This is a genomic window from Actinacidiphila sp. bgisy167 (assembly GCF_965342175.1).
Taxonomy (GTDB): Bacteria; Actinomycetota; Actinomycetes; order Streptomycetales; family Streptomycetaceae; genus Actinacidiphila.
On the sequence record NZ_CBDRBL010000054.1, the window covers coordinates 1 to 16,274 of the forward strand.

The following is a 16,274-nucleotide window of genomic DNA, read 5'->3' on the forward strand; positions in this document are numbered from 1 at the left end:
GTGGGTGCCAGGCTGGGCCGACCGGTCCCTGCACGCCCCGTCCGTCCGCGAGGAGCCGCCCGCATGTCCCGTCCAGGAGGGGCCGAACCGCTGCGGCCCCGCGCAGCCCTGCGTACCGCCGTGGTCTGGGAGGTCCTGCGCGATGCGCTGGACCGGCAGGCCAAGGCCGCCGGACGGGACGTCCTCGACGTGCTCGACACCGGTGGCGGCACCGGCAACTTCGCGGTGCCCGTGGCCAGTCTGGGCCACCGGGTGACGGTGGTCGATCCGAGCCCCGACGCGCTCTTCGCGCTGGAACGCCGTGCGGCGGAGGCGGGCGTCACCGATCGAGTGCGCGGGGTGCAGGGCGACGCCCACGGGCTGCTCGACGTCGTGCCGGCCGGCAGCCACGACGTCGTGCTCTGCCACGGTGTGCTGGAGTACGTGGACGACCCGGCCGAGGGCGTGCGCAACGCCGCCGGCACCCTGCGCTCAGCCGGAGCGCTCAGCCTGCTCGCCGCCAGCCGCCACGGAGCGGTGCTCGCCCGGGCGCTCGCCGGCCACTTCGGTGAGGCTCGGCACACCCTGGACGACCCTGACGGCCGCTGGGGCGACGGGGATCCGGTGCCCCGCCGCTTCACGGCCGAGGAGCTCACGGCCCTGGTCGCCGACGCCGGGCTGCGGGTCGGTTCGGTGCACGGCGTCCGCGTCTTCTCCGACCTGGTCCCCGGCGTCCTGGTGGACGCCGAACCGGGCGCGAAGGACGCCCTCCTGAGGCTGGAACTGGCCGCCGCCGAGCAGCCCGCCTTCCATGCCGTGGCGACTCAGTTGCACGTGCTGGCCGAGCGCGGCTGAGCCCGCGCCCGGGGCGAGGCCACCCCCGCCTCTTCCGGTCACCCGGCGGGAGGAGTCCGTCACAGGCCCCCCGATTCCCGCTTCAGGGCCGTATGCTGGCATGACGTGGCGTTCGACGGGGAAAACACCCCCCGTCGGATTGGCGTAGTGGGGCGGGTTTCACGGGGGCGATTCCCTGCCTATCCTGGAAGGGTCGTACCGGTCGCTCCCCCGCGACCGACGAGGAGGAGGACTCCGTGCCGCTCTCGGAGCACGAGCAGCGCATGCTCGAGCAGATGGAGCGAGCGCTGTACGCCGAAGATCCCAAGTTCGCGTCGGCGCTTGAGGGAAGCGGGCTGCGCACCTACACCAGGCGGCGCGTCTACCTGGCTGTGGCGGGCTTCCTGGTGGGCATCGGGCTGCTGATGGGCGGCATGATCGCCCAGCAGCCCTGGATCAGCGTCGTGGGCTTCCTCGTGATGCTCGGTTGTGCCGTTCTCGCGGTCGCCGGCTGGCGCCGAGCCGCCAAACCCGGCGCTGCCACCGGGCACTCCCAGCCGGGGGCCGCAGGCCGCGGCCGGGGCGGTCAGCCGCGGCGCAAGATGATGGACCGCATCGAGGAGCGCTGGCAGCGGCGCCGCGACGAACAGGGCCGCTGACACACAGACGCAGAAGCAAGGGGGCGGGGTTCCGGCGGAACCCCGCCCCCTTCGCCATGTCCGCGCCGCGTCCCCATCCGATCGCCGTCGGTCGCCGTTCCGTCGCCGTACGGGCTCCGTCATGCGGCGTAAGCGCGTACCGCGAACGCCCTACGCGTGGGTACTGCGGAGGGCCGGTATCGGTGCCGCGCACGGCGAGCGGCCCGCGCGCGGGCCGGGCACCCGGCCGGCCGTCCCTTCAGGAAGTACGGCCGTCCCTTCAGGAAGTGCGGCGCCGCCGCAGTGGACGCATGACGGCGTCGCCTGCACCCCGCAGCCGGGCCGAGAGGCGGGCCGAGGCCGCGGAGTAGCGCTCCGCGGACCGCCAGACGACCCGGATCGTGGAGCGCGGCAGCACCACGGCGCGAATCCGCGTCATGACGTCCGCCTTCCCGCGCAGCCCCTCCCGCACCAGCCGGACGTCCCCCGCCGAACCCGCGGTGCTCGGCGGCCGCGGAGAGAAAAGGGCCTGCTCCACGGCGGTGGCCAGGCGCTGCGCCGCCTCCGCCGCGGGCCCTTCCAGGCCGCCGTCGTGGATGAGGCGTCCCGCGACCCGACGCGGGGTCTCTGACTCGTCGGGCCGCAGCCCGTAGTCCCACGCGGTGTCGATCAGCTCCAGCCAGGCCGCCAGGGTCCGGGCGCCGTCCTGGGCGCCCAGGGCGTGCCGCTCCGCGCGGGTCGGGGAAGCGCCGCTCCGCCCTTCCGCGTCGTCCCCCGCCGCGTCACGACCGCCTCCGGTGAGCTCCAGCCACGCGGCCAGGGCAACCGGGTCCTGGCCGCCCCGCAGGCGCTGGAAGCGCTGCCTGCGCCGCAGGAGCAGCGGCAGCAGCAGGACGAGCACCATGAGCGGCACCACGGCCCAGGCCAGGAGGAGCAGCGCCGACGAGAAGATCCGGGGGATCAGTGACTTGTCCTCTGCGCCGGCGCCCGAGACCTGCCCCGCGAGGTCGCAGTTGCCGAGCTGGGCGTCCCTGCCCGTGCAGGTCGGGGTGGCCGTCGGGGCGGTCTCCGCTGCGCCCGCGGCGGGCCGCTCCGGGGTGTCCGGCGCCGAGGGCCCGCTGTCGGAGGTGACCTCCTCCCGGGTGTAGCTGGGCTCGGTGCCGCGATCGGGCGTGGGCTCGAACCGTGTCCAGCCGACACCCTCGAAGTACAGCTCGGGCCAGGCGTGCGCGTCGTTCAGCCCCACCGCGTGCGTGCCGTCCGACTCCGCGGTGCCCGGAGTGAAACCGACCGCCACCCGCGCCGGAATGCCGAGGGTCCGCGCCATCGCCGCCATGGTGAAGGCGAAGTGGATGCAGAACCCCTTCTTCTCCTCCAGGAAGCGGGTGATCGCCTGGACGCCGGTGCCGGAGTGCACCGAGGTGTCGTACGAGAAGTCGCCGGAGGTGAACCACCGCTGCAGTGCGACGGCCCGCTCGTAGTCGTTGTCCGCGTCCTCGGTGACGTCCCGGGCCGTGCGCTCCACCACCTTGGGCAGCAAGGCCGGTACCTTCGTGTACTCGGCCCGCATCTGGGCGTCGGCAGGAGGGGCGCTCGCCAGCTGCCGCGCCGTGGGCTCGATGTCCAGACTGTCGACCTGGTACCGGGTGCCGGAGGTGGTCTGCCCCCGGTCACCGATGACGGTGCGGCCCATGGGCTCGTAGCGCCAGCGCCCGTCGACCTGCACCCGGGTGGCCGGGTACGGCAGCGGCAGCCACGTCTGGACGTAGCTCTTGTCCGCCGCGACCGCGGTGGCGACCTCCGTCGCCTTCACGGTGGGGGCGAGCCCCTGCGGGGCGGGCAGCTCCTCGGACAGACTGGTCAGGGCGCGCTGGGCGGGCTCCCACTTGTCGCCCGTGAAGCGGTCGAGCGCCACGATCCGCAGGTACATGTCCGCATTGGAGGCGGCGTTCGTCCGGTAGCGGAGCACCACCCGGTTGTCGGGCTGGTTGAGGTTGTCCTGGAGCGCGACGACGGGGTTGACAGCGGAGATCGTGCCGCCGCCGCGCCCGCTGCCCGCGCCGGAACCCCCTGTCGGCAGCAACCCCACGCCCATGGAGGGCAGCGCGGCCGGCGCGACCAAGGCGATGCCGAGCGCCACGGCCCCGATGCGGCGCCCGGTACGGACCGGGGCCGCCGCTCCTCCGTGACCGGCGCGCGCCCCGGAGCCGGCGCCGCCGAAGACCCGGCCCCAGCGGGAGATCCGGTCGCGGCCCTCGGCCAGCAGGAGCAGCAGATAGCCGACGGCTGCCATGAGGAAGTACGGCCATCGGGTGCCGTCCCCCCTCGCCAGGGCCGCCGCGATCGTGTAGAGGGCCAGCAGCGGCAGCCCGGCGGGGGCCGCGCTGCCGTACGTCACCGCCAGAGCGTCCACGGCCAGCCCGATCAGCAGCACCCCGCCGAGCAGCAGCAGCCGGATGCCCGGCGTCACCGGGGCCGGAATCGCGAACTGGGTCACGTCCTGCGTCGCGGCCGTCAGCAGGTCGCCGAACCGGGTGTATGCGGCGGGCCCGGGCAGGAACCCGAACAGGGCCTGCTCCCTCGCGAACAGCAAGGTGAGCACCAGCAGCGAGAACACCGCCTGCGCGAGCACCGTCAGCGGCCGGGCCAGCGGCATCCGCCGGGTCAGCGCCCCCACCCAGGTCTGCAGCAGCACCAGGAGGACGGCCAGGAGGATCCAGGAGTCCGGCGCCGCCAGCGGCAGCAGCGAGCAGGCGGTCATCAGGGTCGCCGCCGCCGCGCAGAGCGCGAGCCGGCCCCGTCCGCTCATCATCGTGTCCCCGCCTCCTCGCGAGACCGGTGCCGGTCGGCGCGCCGCCACAGGTCCGGCAGTCCGTCGCCGGCGGCAGCCGGGAGCACCGTCCAGCCCGCCTCGTGCAGCGTCCGCACGACGCGGGCCGAGGCGGCCTCGGGCGGATTCGAGGCGGTGTCCTCGCGTACGGCCTGGCTCCGAACCGCCCCTTCCTCGTCCAGGGCCCCCCATGCCGCGCTGTCCAGCACGAAGGCGACGGCCGCCCCCGCCCGCTGCCGCATCCGCCCCGCCATCGCGGCCTGCTCCTCGTCCAGGTCGCCGAAGAAGGCCACCAGCAGGCCCTCGGTGCCCTTGCGCAGCACGTCGAGCGCACGGGAGAGCCCTGCGCCGTCCGAGTGGTCGACCACGGCCAAAGTGTCCAGCAGGGCGCCGGCCGTGTCCGAGGAGTCGGCGCCGCCGAAGCCCTCCGCCCCGGGCACCGTGCTTCCGGTGTCGGTGAGCAGCCGCACGGAGTACCCGCGCTCCAGCATGTGCACGGCCACCGACGCCGCCCCGGACACCGCCCACTCGAAGGCCGAGTCCGGCCCGGCGCCGAAGTACGCCCCGGCCCGGGTGTCCAGCAGCACCGTGCACCGGGCGCGGTGCGGCTGCTCCTCGCGCCGCACCATGAGCTCGCCGTACTTGGCGGTCGAGCGCCAGTGCACACGGCGCAGGTCGTCGCCGTGGCGGTAGCCGCGCGGGATCACATCGTCCTCGCCCGCCAGGGCCAGCGCCCGGGTGCGGCTCTCCCCGTAGCCGGAGGAGTCGCCCCCGAGCCTGACCGGCGGAAGCGGCTCCACCCGGGGCACCACGGTCAGGGTGTCGTACGCGCTGAAGGCGCGGGTCAGCTCGCAGAGGCCGAAGGGGTCGGTCAGCCGCAGTTGCAGCGGGCCCAGCGGATAGCGGCCGCGCAGGTCGGAGCGGACCCGGTAGGACACCTCGCGGTGCCCCCCGGGCTCGACCCTGTCCAGGATGAAGCGGGGCCGGGGCCCCAGCACGTACGGCACCCGGTCCTGCAGCATCAGCAGTCCGGTGGGCAGCCGCGACACGTTGTCCACCCTCAGGTGCACCCGCGCTTCGGAAGCCGCCGGCACACGCGAGGGCGACAGCCGGCGGCTGCCCGCGACGCGGTACCGGGTGCGGTACAGGACCGCCACGCACACCAGCGGCAGCACGGCCAGCAGCAGGCCCACCCGCAGCAGGTCCGACTGCCCCAGCACGTAGGCGCAGGCGGTCGCCGCGATCCCCGCGGCGAGGAACGAACGGCCCCGCGTGGTGAGGCCCCCCAGGGCGGCCCGGAAGCCGCTTTCACGCTCGGTCACGCGGCACCTCCAGCGCCCCCGTCCGCGGTCCGGGTCATCGGCTGCCGTACGGGTCGGGGACCGGGGTGCGCTGCACGATCTCCGCGACAACCTGCTCCGGGGTGCGCCGGTTCAACTGGGCCTGCGCGGTCGGCAGCAGACGGTGCGCCAGCACGGCCGCGGCCAACGACTGGACGTCGTCGGGGAGCACGAAGTCACGGCCGTCCAGGGCCGCTGTCGCGCGTGCCGCGCGCACCAGGTGCAGCGTGGCACGCGGGGAGGCGCCGAGCCTCAGGTCCGGGTGGTCCCGGGTGGCCGAGACCAGGCTCACCGCGTAGTGCCGCACGGCCGCGGACACGTGCACCGTCCGTACCGCCTCGACCAGCTTGACGATCTCGTGCGCGTGTGCGACCGGCTGCAGGTCGTCCAGCGGGCTGACGCCCGCGTGCACGTCGAGCATCTGCAACTCGGCCTCCATGCTGGGGTAGCCGATGGAGACCCTCGCCATGAAGCGGTCCCGCTGCGCCTCCGGCAGCGGATACGTGCCCTCCATCTCCACCGGGTTCTGGGTGGCGATGACCATGAAGGGGCTCGGCAGCGGGTAGGTGCTGCCGTCGATGGTGACCTGCCGCTCCTCCATCGACTCCAGCAGCGCGGACTGCGTCTTCGGCGACGCGCGGTTGATCTCGTCGCCCACGACGATCTGGGCGAAGACCGCGCCCGGCTTGAACTCGAAGTCGCGGCGCTGCTGGTCGAAGACGCTGACCCCGGTGATGTCCGACGGCAGCAGGTCCGGAGTGAACTGGATGCGCCGCACCGAACAGTCGATCGACCGGGCCAGCGCCTTGGAGAGCATCGTCTTGCCGACGCCGGGGACGTCCTCGATCAGCAGGTGTCCCTCGGCGAGCAGTACCGTCAGCGCGATCCGTACGACCTCGGGCTTGCCCTCGATCACGTTCTCCACCGACCGGCGTACGCGGTCCGCCGTGGCGGTCAGATCACTGAGGCTCGCTTGTGCGTCATAGGTCGTCACCCGGTTCTCCTCGGCCCGTTCCTCAGGACGCGGTCATCCCCGGACCGGCCCTCCCCGTTATACGGAGCATTCTCTCCTTCCACCAGGCCCTTCGTCACTCCGCTTCCGTTACTCGTTCGTGATTTCGCGCAGCAATCCGGTGTGCACGTCGAACACGAACCCCCGCACGTCGTCGGTGTGGGCCAGAAACGGGGACGTCCGGACCCGCTGCATCGACTGCCGCACGTCCTGGTCCACGTCGCGGAAGGACTCCACCGCCCAGGTGGGACGCTGGCCCACCTCCTGCTCCAGCTCGGTGCGGAACTCCTCGGTCAGCGACTCCAGGCCGCAGCCGGTGTGGTGGATCAGCACGACCGAGCGGGTGCCGAGGGCGCGCTGGCTGATGGTCAGCGAGCGGATGGTGTCGTCGGTGACCACGCCTCCGGCGTTGCGGATGGTGTGGCAGTCGCCGAGCTCCAGCCCCAGTGCCATGTGCAGGTCGAGTCGGGCGTCCATGCAGGCGACCACGGCCACCTTGAGCACGGGGTGCGCGTCCATGCCGGGATCGCGGAACTGCTCCGCGTAGCGCCGGTTCGCCTCGACCAGCCGGTCGGTGACGGACGCCGTGCCGGTGGGGGGAGTCGCGGAGTGGTGGGCGTTTGTCGACATGACACGACCGTAGAGGGCGCGGTCTCCTCCGACCCGCCGGAACGGCCGGCGAATCCTGGTCAAACCGGTGCCCTGTGAGGTAACCCACAGGCGTCGCGCGAGCTCGCCCGTGCGGGTGATTCGGGTGCCGGCTCTCCTGGAGACGCCGCGGGCGCCCCCGAACCTCGTTGACCGTGGGGGAGGGTGGAGTAAAGTGGCGCGAAGTGGGTCACAGCCGAGCGCGGGAGGTGCGGATGTTCCTCGGGACGTACGCGCCGCGGCTGGACGACAAGAGCCGGCTGGTCCTGCCCGCGAAGTTCCGCGAGCAGCTCGCGGACGGCCTGGTCATCACCAAGGGGCAGGAGCGCTGCCTGTACGTATGGCCGGGCGAGGGCTTCCGGGCCGTCACCGAGGAGCTCCGCCGCGCCCCGCTCACCTCCAAGGCGGCGCGCGACTACATGCGGGTGCTCTTCGCCGGCGCCCATGACGAGGTCCCCGACAGACAGGGCCGGGTCACCCTCCCGCACCCCCTGCGCGACTACGCCGGACTGCGCCGCGACTGCGCGGTGATCGGCGCCAACACCCGGGTGGAGGTGTGGGACGCGGCGGCCTGGGAGGACTATCTGGCGGGTCAGGAAGACGCCTTTTCGGCGCTGTCCCAGGAGGTGCCTCCCGGCTTACTGTGACCCCGCCCGTAGCCTGATGACTCACGTACGAGTACGTGACGCTCGGCCTCCTCCCGCTCCCGGTCCGCTGGCGCTCCTTCCCCGGTGCCAGACGGCCGCCCGCGAGCGGGCGGGGACCCAGTGGTACGTCCCCGCGACAGATGAGAAGGGCTTCATGAGCACCACCCCGTCCGAGCCACGCCACGTCCCGGTCATGCTGGACCGCTGCCTGGACATGCTGGCCCCCGCCATCGGCACGCCGGGCGCCGTGGTCGTGGACGCCACCCTCGGCCTCGGCGGACACAGCGAGGCCCTGCTGCGGCGCTTCCCCGAAGTCCGGCTGGTCGCCGTCGACCGCGACCCCGCCGCACTCGAGCTGGCCGGTGAGCGGCTCGCGCCCTACGGGGACCGGGCCACCCTCGTGCACGCGGTCTACGACGAGATCCCCGAGGTGCTGCGGCGGCTCGGCGTCCCCAAGGTGCAGGGCGTCCTGTTCGACCTCGGCGTCTCCTCCATGCAGCTGGACGAGGCCGACCGCGGCTTCGCCTACGCCCAGGACGCGCCGCTGGACATGCGCATGAACCAGACCGCGGGCATCAGCGCCGCCGAGGTCCTCAACACCTACCCGCCGGGCGAGCTGGTGCGCGTGCTGCGCGACTACGGTGAGGAGAAGTTCGCCCGGAAGATCGTGGAGGCGATCGTCCGGGAGCGGGCCCGCGAGCCCTTCACCACCAGCGCCCGACTGGTCGAGCTGATCCGCGAGGCGCTGCCGCAGGCCGCCAAGCGGACCGGCGGCAACCCGGCCAAACGCACCTTCCAGGCGCTGCGCATCGAGGTCAACGGGGAGCTGACGGTGCTCGAGCGGGCCATCCCGGCGGCCGTCGCCGCGCTCGCCGTGGGCGGCCGGATCGCCGTGCTCTCGTACCACTCCCTGGAGGACCGCCTCGTCAAGGGCGTCTTCGCGGCCGGCGCCGCCACCACCGCACCGCCCGGGCTGCCGGTCGTGCCGGAGCAGTACCAGCCGCGCCTCAAGCTCCTCACACGCGGCGCCGAACTGCCCACGGAGGAGGAGATCGCCGCCAACCGCCGGGCCGCCCCCGCCCGCCTGCGCGGCGCCCAGCGGATCCGCGAGGCCCTGGCGTGAGGCGGCGCAGCTCGGCGGCACGCTCGCCCTTCGTCCTGCTGATCGTGCTGCTGCTGGGCGGCGGCCTGATCACCCTGCTGCTGCTGAACTCGGCGGTCAACCGGGACTCCTTCAAGCTCAGCGACCTGCAGAGGAAGACCACCCAGTACACCGACGAGGAGCAGGCGCTGCAGCAGGAGGTCGACCGCTACGCGGAGCCGGACGCGCTGGACGAGCAGGCCCGCGAGCTGGGCATGGTCCCCGGCGGCAACCCGGCCTTCCTCGCCCCGGACGGCACCGTCCTCGGCAGCCCCGGCGCCGCGCCGTACGTGCCGGCTCCCAGCCCGAGCACGGCGCCGGCCACCGTCAGGCCCAGCGGCTCCGCGGCCGCCTCCCTGGGACCGACACCCGCCGCCTCCCTGGGACCGACACCCTCCCTCACGCCCAGCACGAGCCCGAAGGAGACCCCGTGACCGCAGCTGCGGGGCCCCGTGCCCCCCGTCCGCCCCGCTCCGCCCGCCCGGCCGGCCGGGAAGGTGCCAGGGCGTGGTGACCCGAGACGGGGAGCCGCCGCGCGAGCGGGGCGAGCGGCGGGACCGGGCCCCCGGGGCCGACCGCGACAAAGGCGCCGCCCGTGACAGCGCCCGCGACAAAGGCGCCGCCCGGGACAGAGGCGCGGCCCGCGACAGGGGCGCCGGCCGCACCGGGCGCGACGCCCAGGCCCGCGGCGAGCGCGGCGACGGCGGCGGAGCCGCGCCCCGGCGCCGGCAGGTGCCCCGCGGACGGGAAGGCGACGCCGGAGCGGTCGCACGCGGCGGCGAGGCCGGTGAGCCCCGCCGCAGGACGGCGCCCGGTCAGCAGGCCGGACCGCGCAGGCCCGCCGCCCGCACCGCCCGGACACGCGACGAGCCCCCCCGCGCCGCCCGCGAGCCGGGCCGCGCCGCAGGCGCTCGCAGGTCCACCCCCCGCTCGGAGGGATCAGGCGCCGGCGTGACGCACGGACGCACTCCCGGCGCGCGCAGGCCGGCCGGCGCGGGAGCCCGCGACGCCAGGGCCGCCCGGGACCGGTCCGGCCGCGCGGCCGCGCCGCCGCGGCGCAGGAGCCCGCGCCCGGTCACCGCGGCCGGTGCCCCGCTGCTGCGGCTGGGCCGGCCGCGTCCCCGCCTGCGGCTGGTCAGCGTCGGGCTGACCCTGGTGATGCTGACCTTCGTGATCCGGCTCTTCCAGGTGCAGGCCGTGGACGCCGCGACGTACGCGGCCAAGGCCGAGGCCAACCGCAACGTCAAGGTGACCCTCGCCGCGGAGCGCGGCACGATCACCGACCGCAACGGCGTCGACCTGGCCACCACCGTGGACGCGTACGACATCACGGCCGACCCGATGCTCTTCACCCCCGAGTACGCGAAGGTCGAGGACGCCCCGGCGCGCGCCGCCGAGCTGCTCGCGCCGATCGTCGACGGGGACGAGAAGAAGATCGCCCGGCAGCTCGCCAACTACCCGGCGTCACGCAACGAGATCATCGCCCGCCAGCAACCGCCGCAGGTCTGGAACCAGATCAAGGACCTGCAGCGCGCGCTCGAGGACCGGGCCGGGAAGGGCGACGACGGCAACTTCCTCGCCGGGATCTTCCGGCTCCGGCACGCCAAGCGCGTCTACCCCGCACACGACCTCGCGGCCGGCCTGATCGGCTGGGTGAACGCCGACGGGGCGGGCGGCGGCGGCCTCGAGAGCCGTCTGGACAAGGAGCTCGCGGGGAAGGACGGCACCCTCACCTACGCCCAGTCCAACGGCCGCCGCGTGCCGACGGCCAGCGTGCAGGAGCGCGCCGCGGAGCCCGGCACCGACGTGCAGCTGACGCTGGACCGGGACATCCAGTGGGCCGCCCAGCGGGCGATCACCCGGCAGGTGCAGGCGTCCGACGCCGACCGCGGCTACGTGATCGTCCAGGACACCCGCACCGGCCAGGTGCTCGCCATGGCCAACGCCCCCGGCTTTGACCCCAACGACCTGGGCCGTGCCGACCCCACCGCGCTCGGCAACGCCGCCCTGCAGGACGCGTACGAGCCCGGGAGTGTCAGCAAGCTGATGTCGATGGCGGCGGTCATCGACGAGGGTGTGGCCACCCCCGAAACCCACGTGACGGTGCCCGGCACCCTGCCGCGCGCCGACCGCGTCTTCCACGACGATGTGGACCACGGCACCTGGCACCTGACCCTGAACGGCGTGCTCGCCAAGTCCAGCAACATCGGCACGATCCTGGCCACCGAGCAGCTCGGCGAGAACCAGAAGCAGGCCAACCGCGTCCTGTACTCATATCTGCGGAAATTCGGCATCGGACAATCCACGGGGACGGGTTTCCCCGGCGAGACACCCGGCATCCTGGCGAAGCCGGAGCGGTGGAACGCGTCCCAGCAGTACACCATCCCCTTCGGGCAGGGCCTGTCGGTCAACGCGCTTCAGGCCACCTCGGTGTATTCGACGATCGCCAACGGCGGGGTACGGGTCGCGCCGAGCCTGGTACGCGGCACGACCGGCCCGGACGGCCGCTTCGTCCCGTCCCCGGAGCCGGCCCGGACCCGGGTGGTCAGCACGAAGACCGCCAAGACGCTCTCCACCATGCTGGAGTCGGTGGTCGGCGACGAGCAGGGCACCGGCACCAAGGCCCGGATCGCGGGGTACCGCGTGGCGGGCAAGACCGGCACGGCCAACCGGGTGGACCCGGAAACGGGCACCTACAGTGGGTACACGGCCTCCTTCATGGGGTTCGCTCCCGCCGACAACCCGCGACTGACCGTCTCGTGTGTGATCCAGAACCCGACCCGCGGCAGTTATTTCGGTGGGCAGATCTGCGGCCCGGTGTTCAAGCGGGTCATGGAGTTCGCCCTGAAGTCCCTGCAGGTGGCGCCGAGCGGAGCCAAGACACCGAACCTGCCGGTCGAGTGGGACCCCGCCAAGCCGTGAGCGGCGAGCCGGGGAGGAAGGAACGGCGGCCGTGAACGGACATGACCCCGCAGCGGCGGGCACGGAAGGTAGCCCCGCGGACGCGGAACGTACGGAGGGAAGCGGCAGGCCGGGCGCCTGGCGACGGGCTTTTGGCCGGGAGCCCGGACCGGCGGGTAATCTCACCGCCGTGTCACTCGCCGATCAGTCCCCCGGCCCTGAGCGCAGGCGGCCGGGCGCACCCCGTCCCACCCAGGTCCGGCCCGTACCGCTCGCGGAGCTGGCCGCGCGGCTGGGCGGGCAGCCGCCCGCTGCCGGTGCCGCCGCGGTCACCGGGATCACACACGACTCGCGTGCCGTCCGTCCCGGTGACCTGTACGCCGCGCTGCCCGGCGCCCGCTTCCACGGCGCCGACTTCGCGCAGCAGGCGGCCGAGCTGGGGGCCGCGGCGATCCTCACCGACCCCGCGGGCGCCGAGCGCGCCGCCGCCACCGGCCTGCCGGTGCTGACGGTCGAGGACCCCCGTTCCCGGATGGGCGACCTGGCCGCCGAGATCTACGGCCGCCCGGGCGAGGGCCTGCTGCAGATCGGCATCACCGGCACGTCCGGCAAGACCACCACCGCCTACCTCATCGAGGGCGGTCTGAGGGCCGTCCACGAGGCCAGGACGGGACTGATCGGCACGGTCGAGTCCCGGATCGGCGACGAGCGGCTCAAGAGCGAGCGGACGACGCCCGAGGCCACGGACCTGCAGGCGCTCTTCGCGGTGATGCGCGAGCGCCGGATCGAGGCCCTGGTCATGGAGGTCTCCAGCCACGCGCTGGTGCTGGGCCGGGTCGACGGCGCGGTCTTCGACGTCGCCGTCTTCAACAACCTCAGTCCCGAGCACATGGAGTTCCACTCGGGCATGGAGGACTACTTCCAGGCCAAGGCGCAGCTGTTCACCCCGCGCCGCAGCAGGGCCGGGGTGGTCAACATCGACGACGAGTACGGCCGCCGCCTGGCGCGCGAGGCCCAGGTACCGGTCACCACCTTCTCGACCGACGGCCGGCCGGAGGCCGACTGGCGCGCCGAGCACGTCGTGACGGGGCCGCAGCGCTCCACCTTCACCGTGGTGGGCCCGGGCGGCGTGCGGATCGAGGCCGCCTCGCCCCTTCCGGGGCCCTTCAACGTCGCCAACGCGCTCGCCGCGATCACCGCCCTGGCGGTGGCCGGGATCGACCCGCAGACGGCCGCCCAGGGCGTCGCCGCCATCCCTGGTGTGCCGGGCCGGCTGGAGCGCGTCGACGCGGGACAGCCGTACCTCGCGGTCGTGGACTACGCCCACAAGACCGACGCGGTGGAATCGGTGCTGCGGGCCCTGCGCAAGGTCACCAAGGGCAGCCTGCACATCGTCCTCGGCTGCGGCGGGGACCGCGACCAGACCAAACGCGGCCCGATGGGCGCCGCCGCGGCACGGCTGGCCGACACGGCCGTGCTGACCTCCGACAACCCCCGCTCCGAGGACCCGCTCGCGATCCTCACCGCGATGCTGGCCGGGGCGGCCGGGGTGCCCGCGCACGAACGGGGCCATGTCGTCGTCGAACCCGACCGGGCGGCGGCCATCGCGACCGCCGTGGCGCTGGCCCGGCCGGACGACACCGTACTGGTGGCCGGCAAGGGCCATGAGCAGGGTCAGGACATCGCCGGAGTGGTACGCCCCTTCGACGACCGAGAAGTGCTGCGTGCGGCCATCGAACGGGCCGCCGCCACACCAGCGCAGGAGAAGGACCAGGACCAGCTGTGATCCCACTCACCCTCGCCGAGGTCGCCCAAGCGGTCGGCGGGAGCATTCACGACATATCGGATCCGACGGTGCCCGTCACCGGGTCCGTGGAGATCGACTCCCGCAAGGTGACGCCGGGGGGCCTCTTCGTCGCCTTCCAGGGCGAGCGCGTGGACGGCCACGACTACGCGGAGCAGGCCGTCGCCGCCGGAGCAGTGGCCGTGCTGGCCTCCCGCCCGGTCGGCGTCCCCGCGGTCGTCGTGGACGACGTGCAGCTCGCCCTCGGCGCACTGGCCGCGCACGTCATCGAACGGCTCGGCGCCACCCTTGTGGCGCTGACCGGGTCGGCGGGCAAGACCAGCACCAAGGACCTGACCGCCCAGGTGCTCAAGCGGCTGGCTCCCACCGTCTGGACGCCTGGTTCCCTCAACAACGAGATCGGCCTGCCCCTGACCGCGCTGCGCGCCGACGCCTCCACGCGGCACCTGGTGCTGGAGATGGGCGCCCGCGGCATCGGCCACATCCGCTACCTCACCGACCTGACCCCGCCGCGCATCGGCGTCGTCCTCAACGTGGGCACCGCTCACATCGGCGAGTTCGGCGGCCGCGAGCAGATCGCCCAGGCCAAGGGCGAGCTGGTCGAGGCGCTGCCGGAGGCCGCCGAAGGCGGCATCGCGGTGCTGAACGCGGACGATCCCCTCGTACGCGCCATGTCATCCCGCACCAAGGCGCGCGTCGTACTGTTCGGCGAGTCCGCCGACGCCGATGTGCGCGCCGAGAACGTCCGTCTCAACGACCGAGGTCAGGCCGTCTTCACGCTCACAACACCCTCCGGGTGCAGGGAAGTGACCTTGCGCCTGTACGGTGAGCACCACGTGTCGAACGCGCTTGCCGCGGCCGCCGTAGCCCGTGAACTCGGCATGCCCGTCGACGAGATCGCCACCGCGCTCTCCGAGGCGGGGACGCTGTCCCGCTGGCGCATGGAGGTCGTCGAACGGCCGGACGGCGTGACGGTCGTGAACGACGCCTACAACGCGAACCCCGATTCCGTGCGAGCCGCCCTGCGCGCGCTCGCGGCCATGGGGCGTGCCGCCGAGGCACGCGGGGGACGCACGTGGGCGGTGCTGGGCGAGATGGCGGAGCTCGGCGAGGAGGCCCTCGCGGAGCACGACGCTGTCGGACGGCTCGCCGTCCGGCTCAACGTCAGCAAGCTCGTGGCAGTCGGCGGCCAGGCGGCCGCCTGGGTGCAAATGGGCGCCTACAACGAGGGTTCGTGGGGTGAGGAGTCGGTGCACGTGTCCGACGCTGAGGCGGCGATCGACCTGTTGCGCAGGGAACTGCGTCCGGGGGACGTCGTGCTGGTGAAGGCATCGAGAGCGGTCGGCCTGGAGCGGGTCGCACTCGCGCTGCTCGACGGCGTCGAGGGCGGGGGCGCTCGGTAATGAACCAGATCCTGGTCTCGGGCGTGCTCGGGCTGTTCCTGTCCCTCATCGGCACCCCGATGCTGATCAAACTGCTGGCCCGCAAGGGCTACGGGCAGTTCATCCGCGACGACGGCCCGAAGGAGCACCACAGCAAGCGCGGTACGCCCACCATGGGCGGCATCGCCTTCATCCTGGCCACGCTCGTCGCCTACGCGCTCACCAAGGTCATCACCTCGGAGCGCCCGACGGTCTCCGGCGTGCTCGTGCTCTTCCTCTTCACGGGCCTGGGCGTGGTCGGCTTCCTCGACGACTACATCAAGATCGTCAAGCAGCGCAGCCTGGGTCTGCGGGCCAAGGCGAAGATGGCCGGCCAGCTCATCGTCGGCATCGCCTTCGCCGTGCTGTCGCTGCAGTTCGCCGACTCCCGCGGCGTCACCCCGGCCTCCACGCGGCTTTCCTTCACCCAGGACTTCGGCTGGTCGCTCGGCCCCGTGATCTTCGTGATATGGGCGCTGTTCATGATCCTGGCGATGTCGAACGGCGTGAACCTGACCGACGGCCTCGACGGACTCGCCACCGGCGCCTCGGTGATGGTCTTCGCCTCCTACACCGTCATCGGTGTGTGGCAGTACGGCCAGTCCTGCTCGAACGTCATCACCGCGGGGCCCGGCTGCTACGACGTACCGCACCCGCTCGACCTCGCGGTCGTGGCGGCCGCGCTCATGGGCGCGTGCTTCGGCTTCCTGTGGTGGAACACCTCGCCGGCCAAGATCTTCATGGGTGACACCGGCTCCCTCGCGCTCGGCGGTGCCCTGGCCGGCCTGGCCATCTGCTCCCGCACCGAGCTGCTGCTGGCGATCCTGGGCGGCCTCTTCGTCCTGATCACCCTCTCCGTCGTGATCCAGGTCGGCTCCTTCCGCCTGACCGGCAAGCGGGTCTTCCGCATGGCGCCGCTGCAGCACCACTTCGAGCTCAAGGGCTGGAGCGAGGTCCTGGTCGTGGTCCGCTTCTGGATCATCCAGGGCATGTGCATGGCTGTCGGCCTCGGTCTCTTCTACGCGGGCTGGGTGGCGGCGCAGTGACCTCGGTCCCCGGGCAGGAACCCGGCTCCCGTC

At 73.3% G+C, this 16,274-nt stretch carries 13 protein-coding genes; 9 read left to right on the forward strand and 4 right to left on the reverse strand.

The window, feature by feature from the left end; translation table 11 throughout:
• Positions 1 to 63: 63 nt before the first annotated feature.
• Entirely contained in the window at positions 64 to 834 is a 771-nt protein-coding gene (locus ACRWND_RS20230; protein ID WP_431951340.1) for a methyltransferase domain-containing protein, read from the forward strand.
• 236 nt (positions 835 to 1,070) lie between these two features.
• Complete coding sequence (locus tag ACRWND_RS20235) at positions 1,071 to 1,472, forward strand: DUF3040 domain-containing protein (RefSeq protein ID WP_431951342.1); 402 nt, start codon at positions 1,071 to 1,073, stop codon at positions 1,470 to 1,472.
• Positions 1,473 to 1,731: 259 nt separating this feature from the next.
• Here ACRWND_RS20235 and ACRWND_RS20240 read toward each other — a convergent pair whose 3' ends face one another.
• From ACRWND_RS20240 to ACRWND_RS20255, 4 genes are all read right to left on the reverse strand, one after another.
• Positions 1,732 to 4,263: a transglutaminase TgpA family protein gene (locus ACRWND_RS20240; protein ID WP_431951344.1), complete on the reverse strand. Its 2,532-nt coding sequence runs from the start codon at positions 4,261 to 4,263 to the stop codon at positions 1,732 to 1,734.
• Complete coding sequence (locus ACRWND_RS20245) at positions 4,260 to 5,603, reverse strand: DUF58 domain-containing protein (protein WP_431951346.1); 1,344 nt, start codon at positions 5,601 to 5,603, stop codon at positions 4,260 to 4,262. Before ACRWND_RS20245 ends, ACRWND_RS20240 begins: the two co-directional genes overlap by 4 nt.
• A gap of 34 nt (positions 5,604 to 5,637) precedes the next feature.
• Complete coding sequence (locus ACRWND_RS20250; RefSeq protein WP_431951348.1) at positions 5,638 to 6,615, reverse strand: AAA family ATPase; 978 nt, start codon at positions 6,613 to 6,615, stop codon at positions 5,638 to 5,640.
• Between the two features lie 108 nt (positions 6,616 to 6,723).
• Positions 6,724 to 7,263, reverse strand: a complete 540-nt coding sequence (locus ACRWND_RS20255; protein WP_431951350.1) for a beta-class carbonic anhydrase — start codon at positions 7,261 to 7,263, stop codon at positions 6,724 to 6,726.
• A gap of 203 nt (positions 7,264 to 7,466) precedes the next feature.
• Here ACRWND_RS20255 and mraZ point away from each other — a divergent pair, with 203 nt between their 5' ends.
• The 7 genes from mraZ (at position 7,467) to mraY (ending at position 16,241) form a co-directional block, all read left to right on the forward strand.
• Complete coding sequence (gene mraZ / locus ACRWND_RS20260) at positions 7,467 to 7,928, forward strand: division/cell wall cluster transcriptional repressor MraZ (protein ID WP_431951352.1); 462 nt, start codon at positions 7,467 to 7,469, stop codon at positions 7,926 to 7,928.
• Between the two features lie 154 nt (positions 7,929 to 8,082).
• Complete coding sequence (gene rsmH / locus ACRWND_RS20265) at positions 8,083 to 9,051, forward strand: 16S rRNA (cytosine(1402)-N(4))-methyltransferase RsmH (protein WP_431951354.1); 969 nt, start codon at positions 8,083 to 8,085, stop codon at positions 9,049 to 9,051.
• On the forward strand, positions 9,048 to 9,503 hold the full coding sequence (locus ACRWND_RS20270; protein ID WP_431951356.1) for a septum formation initiator family protein: 456 nt from the start codon (positions 9,048 to 9,050) through the stop codon (positions 9,501 to 9,503). The genes rsmH and ACRWND_RS20270 overlap by 4 nt, the downstream gene beginning before the upstream one ends.
• Before the next feature lie 517 nt (positions 9,504 to 10,020).
• Positions 10,021 to 11,991, forward strand: coding sequence for a peptidoglycan D,D-transpeptidase FtsI family protein (locus ACRWND_RS20275; protein WP_431951358.1), 1,971 nt, complete (start codon positions 10,021 to 10,023; stop codon positions 11,989 to 11,991).
• A gap of 169 nt (positions 11,992 to 12,160) precedes the next feature.
• The gene (locus tag ACRWND_RS20280; protein ID WP_431951360.1) at positions 12,161 to 13,756 is read left to right on the forward strand and encodes a UDP-N-acetylmuramoyl-L-alanyl-D-glutamate--2,6-diaminopimelate ligase; all 1,596 of its coding nucleotides are present in this window, start codon (positions 12,161 to 12,163) and stop codon (positions 13,754 to 13,756) included.
• On the forward strand, positions 13,753 to 15,177 hold the full coding sequence (locus tag ACRWND_RS20285) for a UDP-N-acetylmuramoyl-tripeptide--D-alanyl-D-alanine ligase (RefSeq protein WP_431951362.1): 1,425 nt from the start codon (positions 13,753 to 13,755) through the stop codon (positions 15,175 to 15,177). The genes ACRWND_RS20280 and ACRWND_RS20285 overlap by 4 nt, the downstream gene beginning before the upstream one ends.
• The gene (gene mraY, locus ACRWND_RS20290) at positions 15,177 to 16,241 is read left to right on the forward strand and encodes a phospho-N-acetylmuramoyl-pentapeptide-transferase (RefSeq protein ID WP_431951364.1); all 1,065 of its coding nucleotides are present in this window, start codon (positions 15,177 to 15,179) and stop codon (positions 16,239 to 16,241) included. The genes ACRWND_RS20285 and mraY overlap by 1 nt, the downstream gene beginning before the upstream one ends.
• Positions 16,242 to 16,274: the final 33 nt, after the last annotated feature.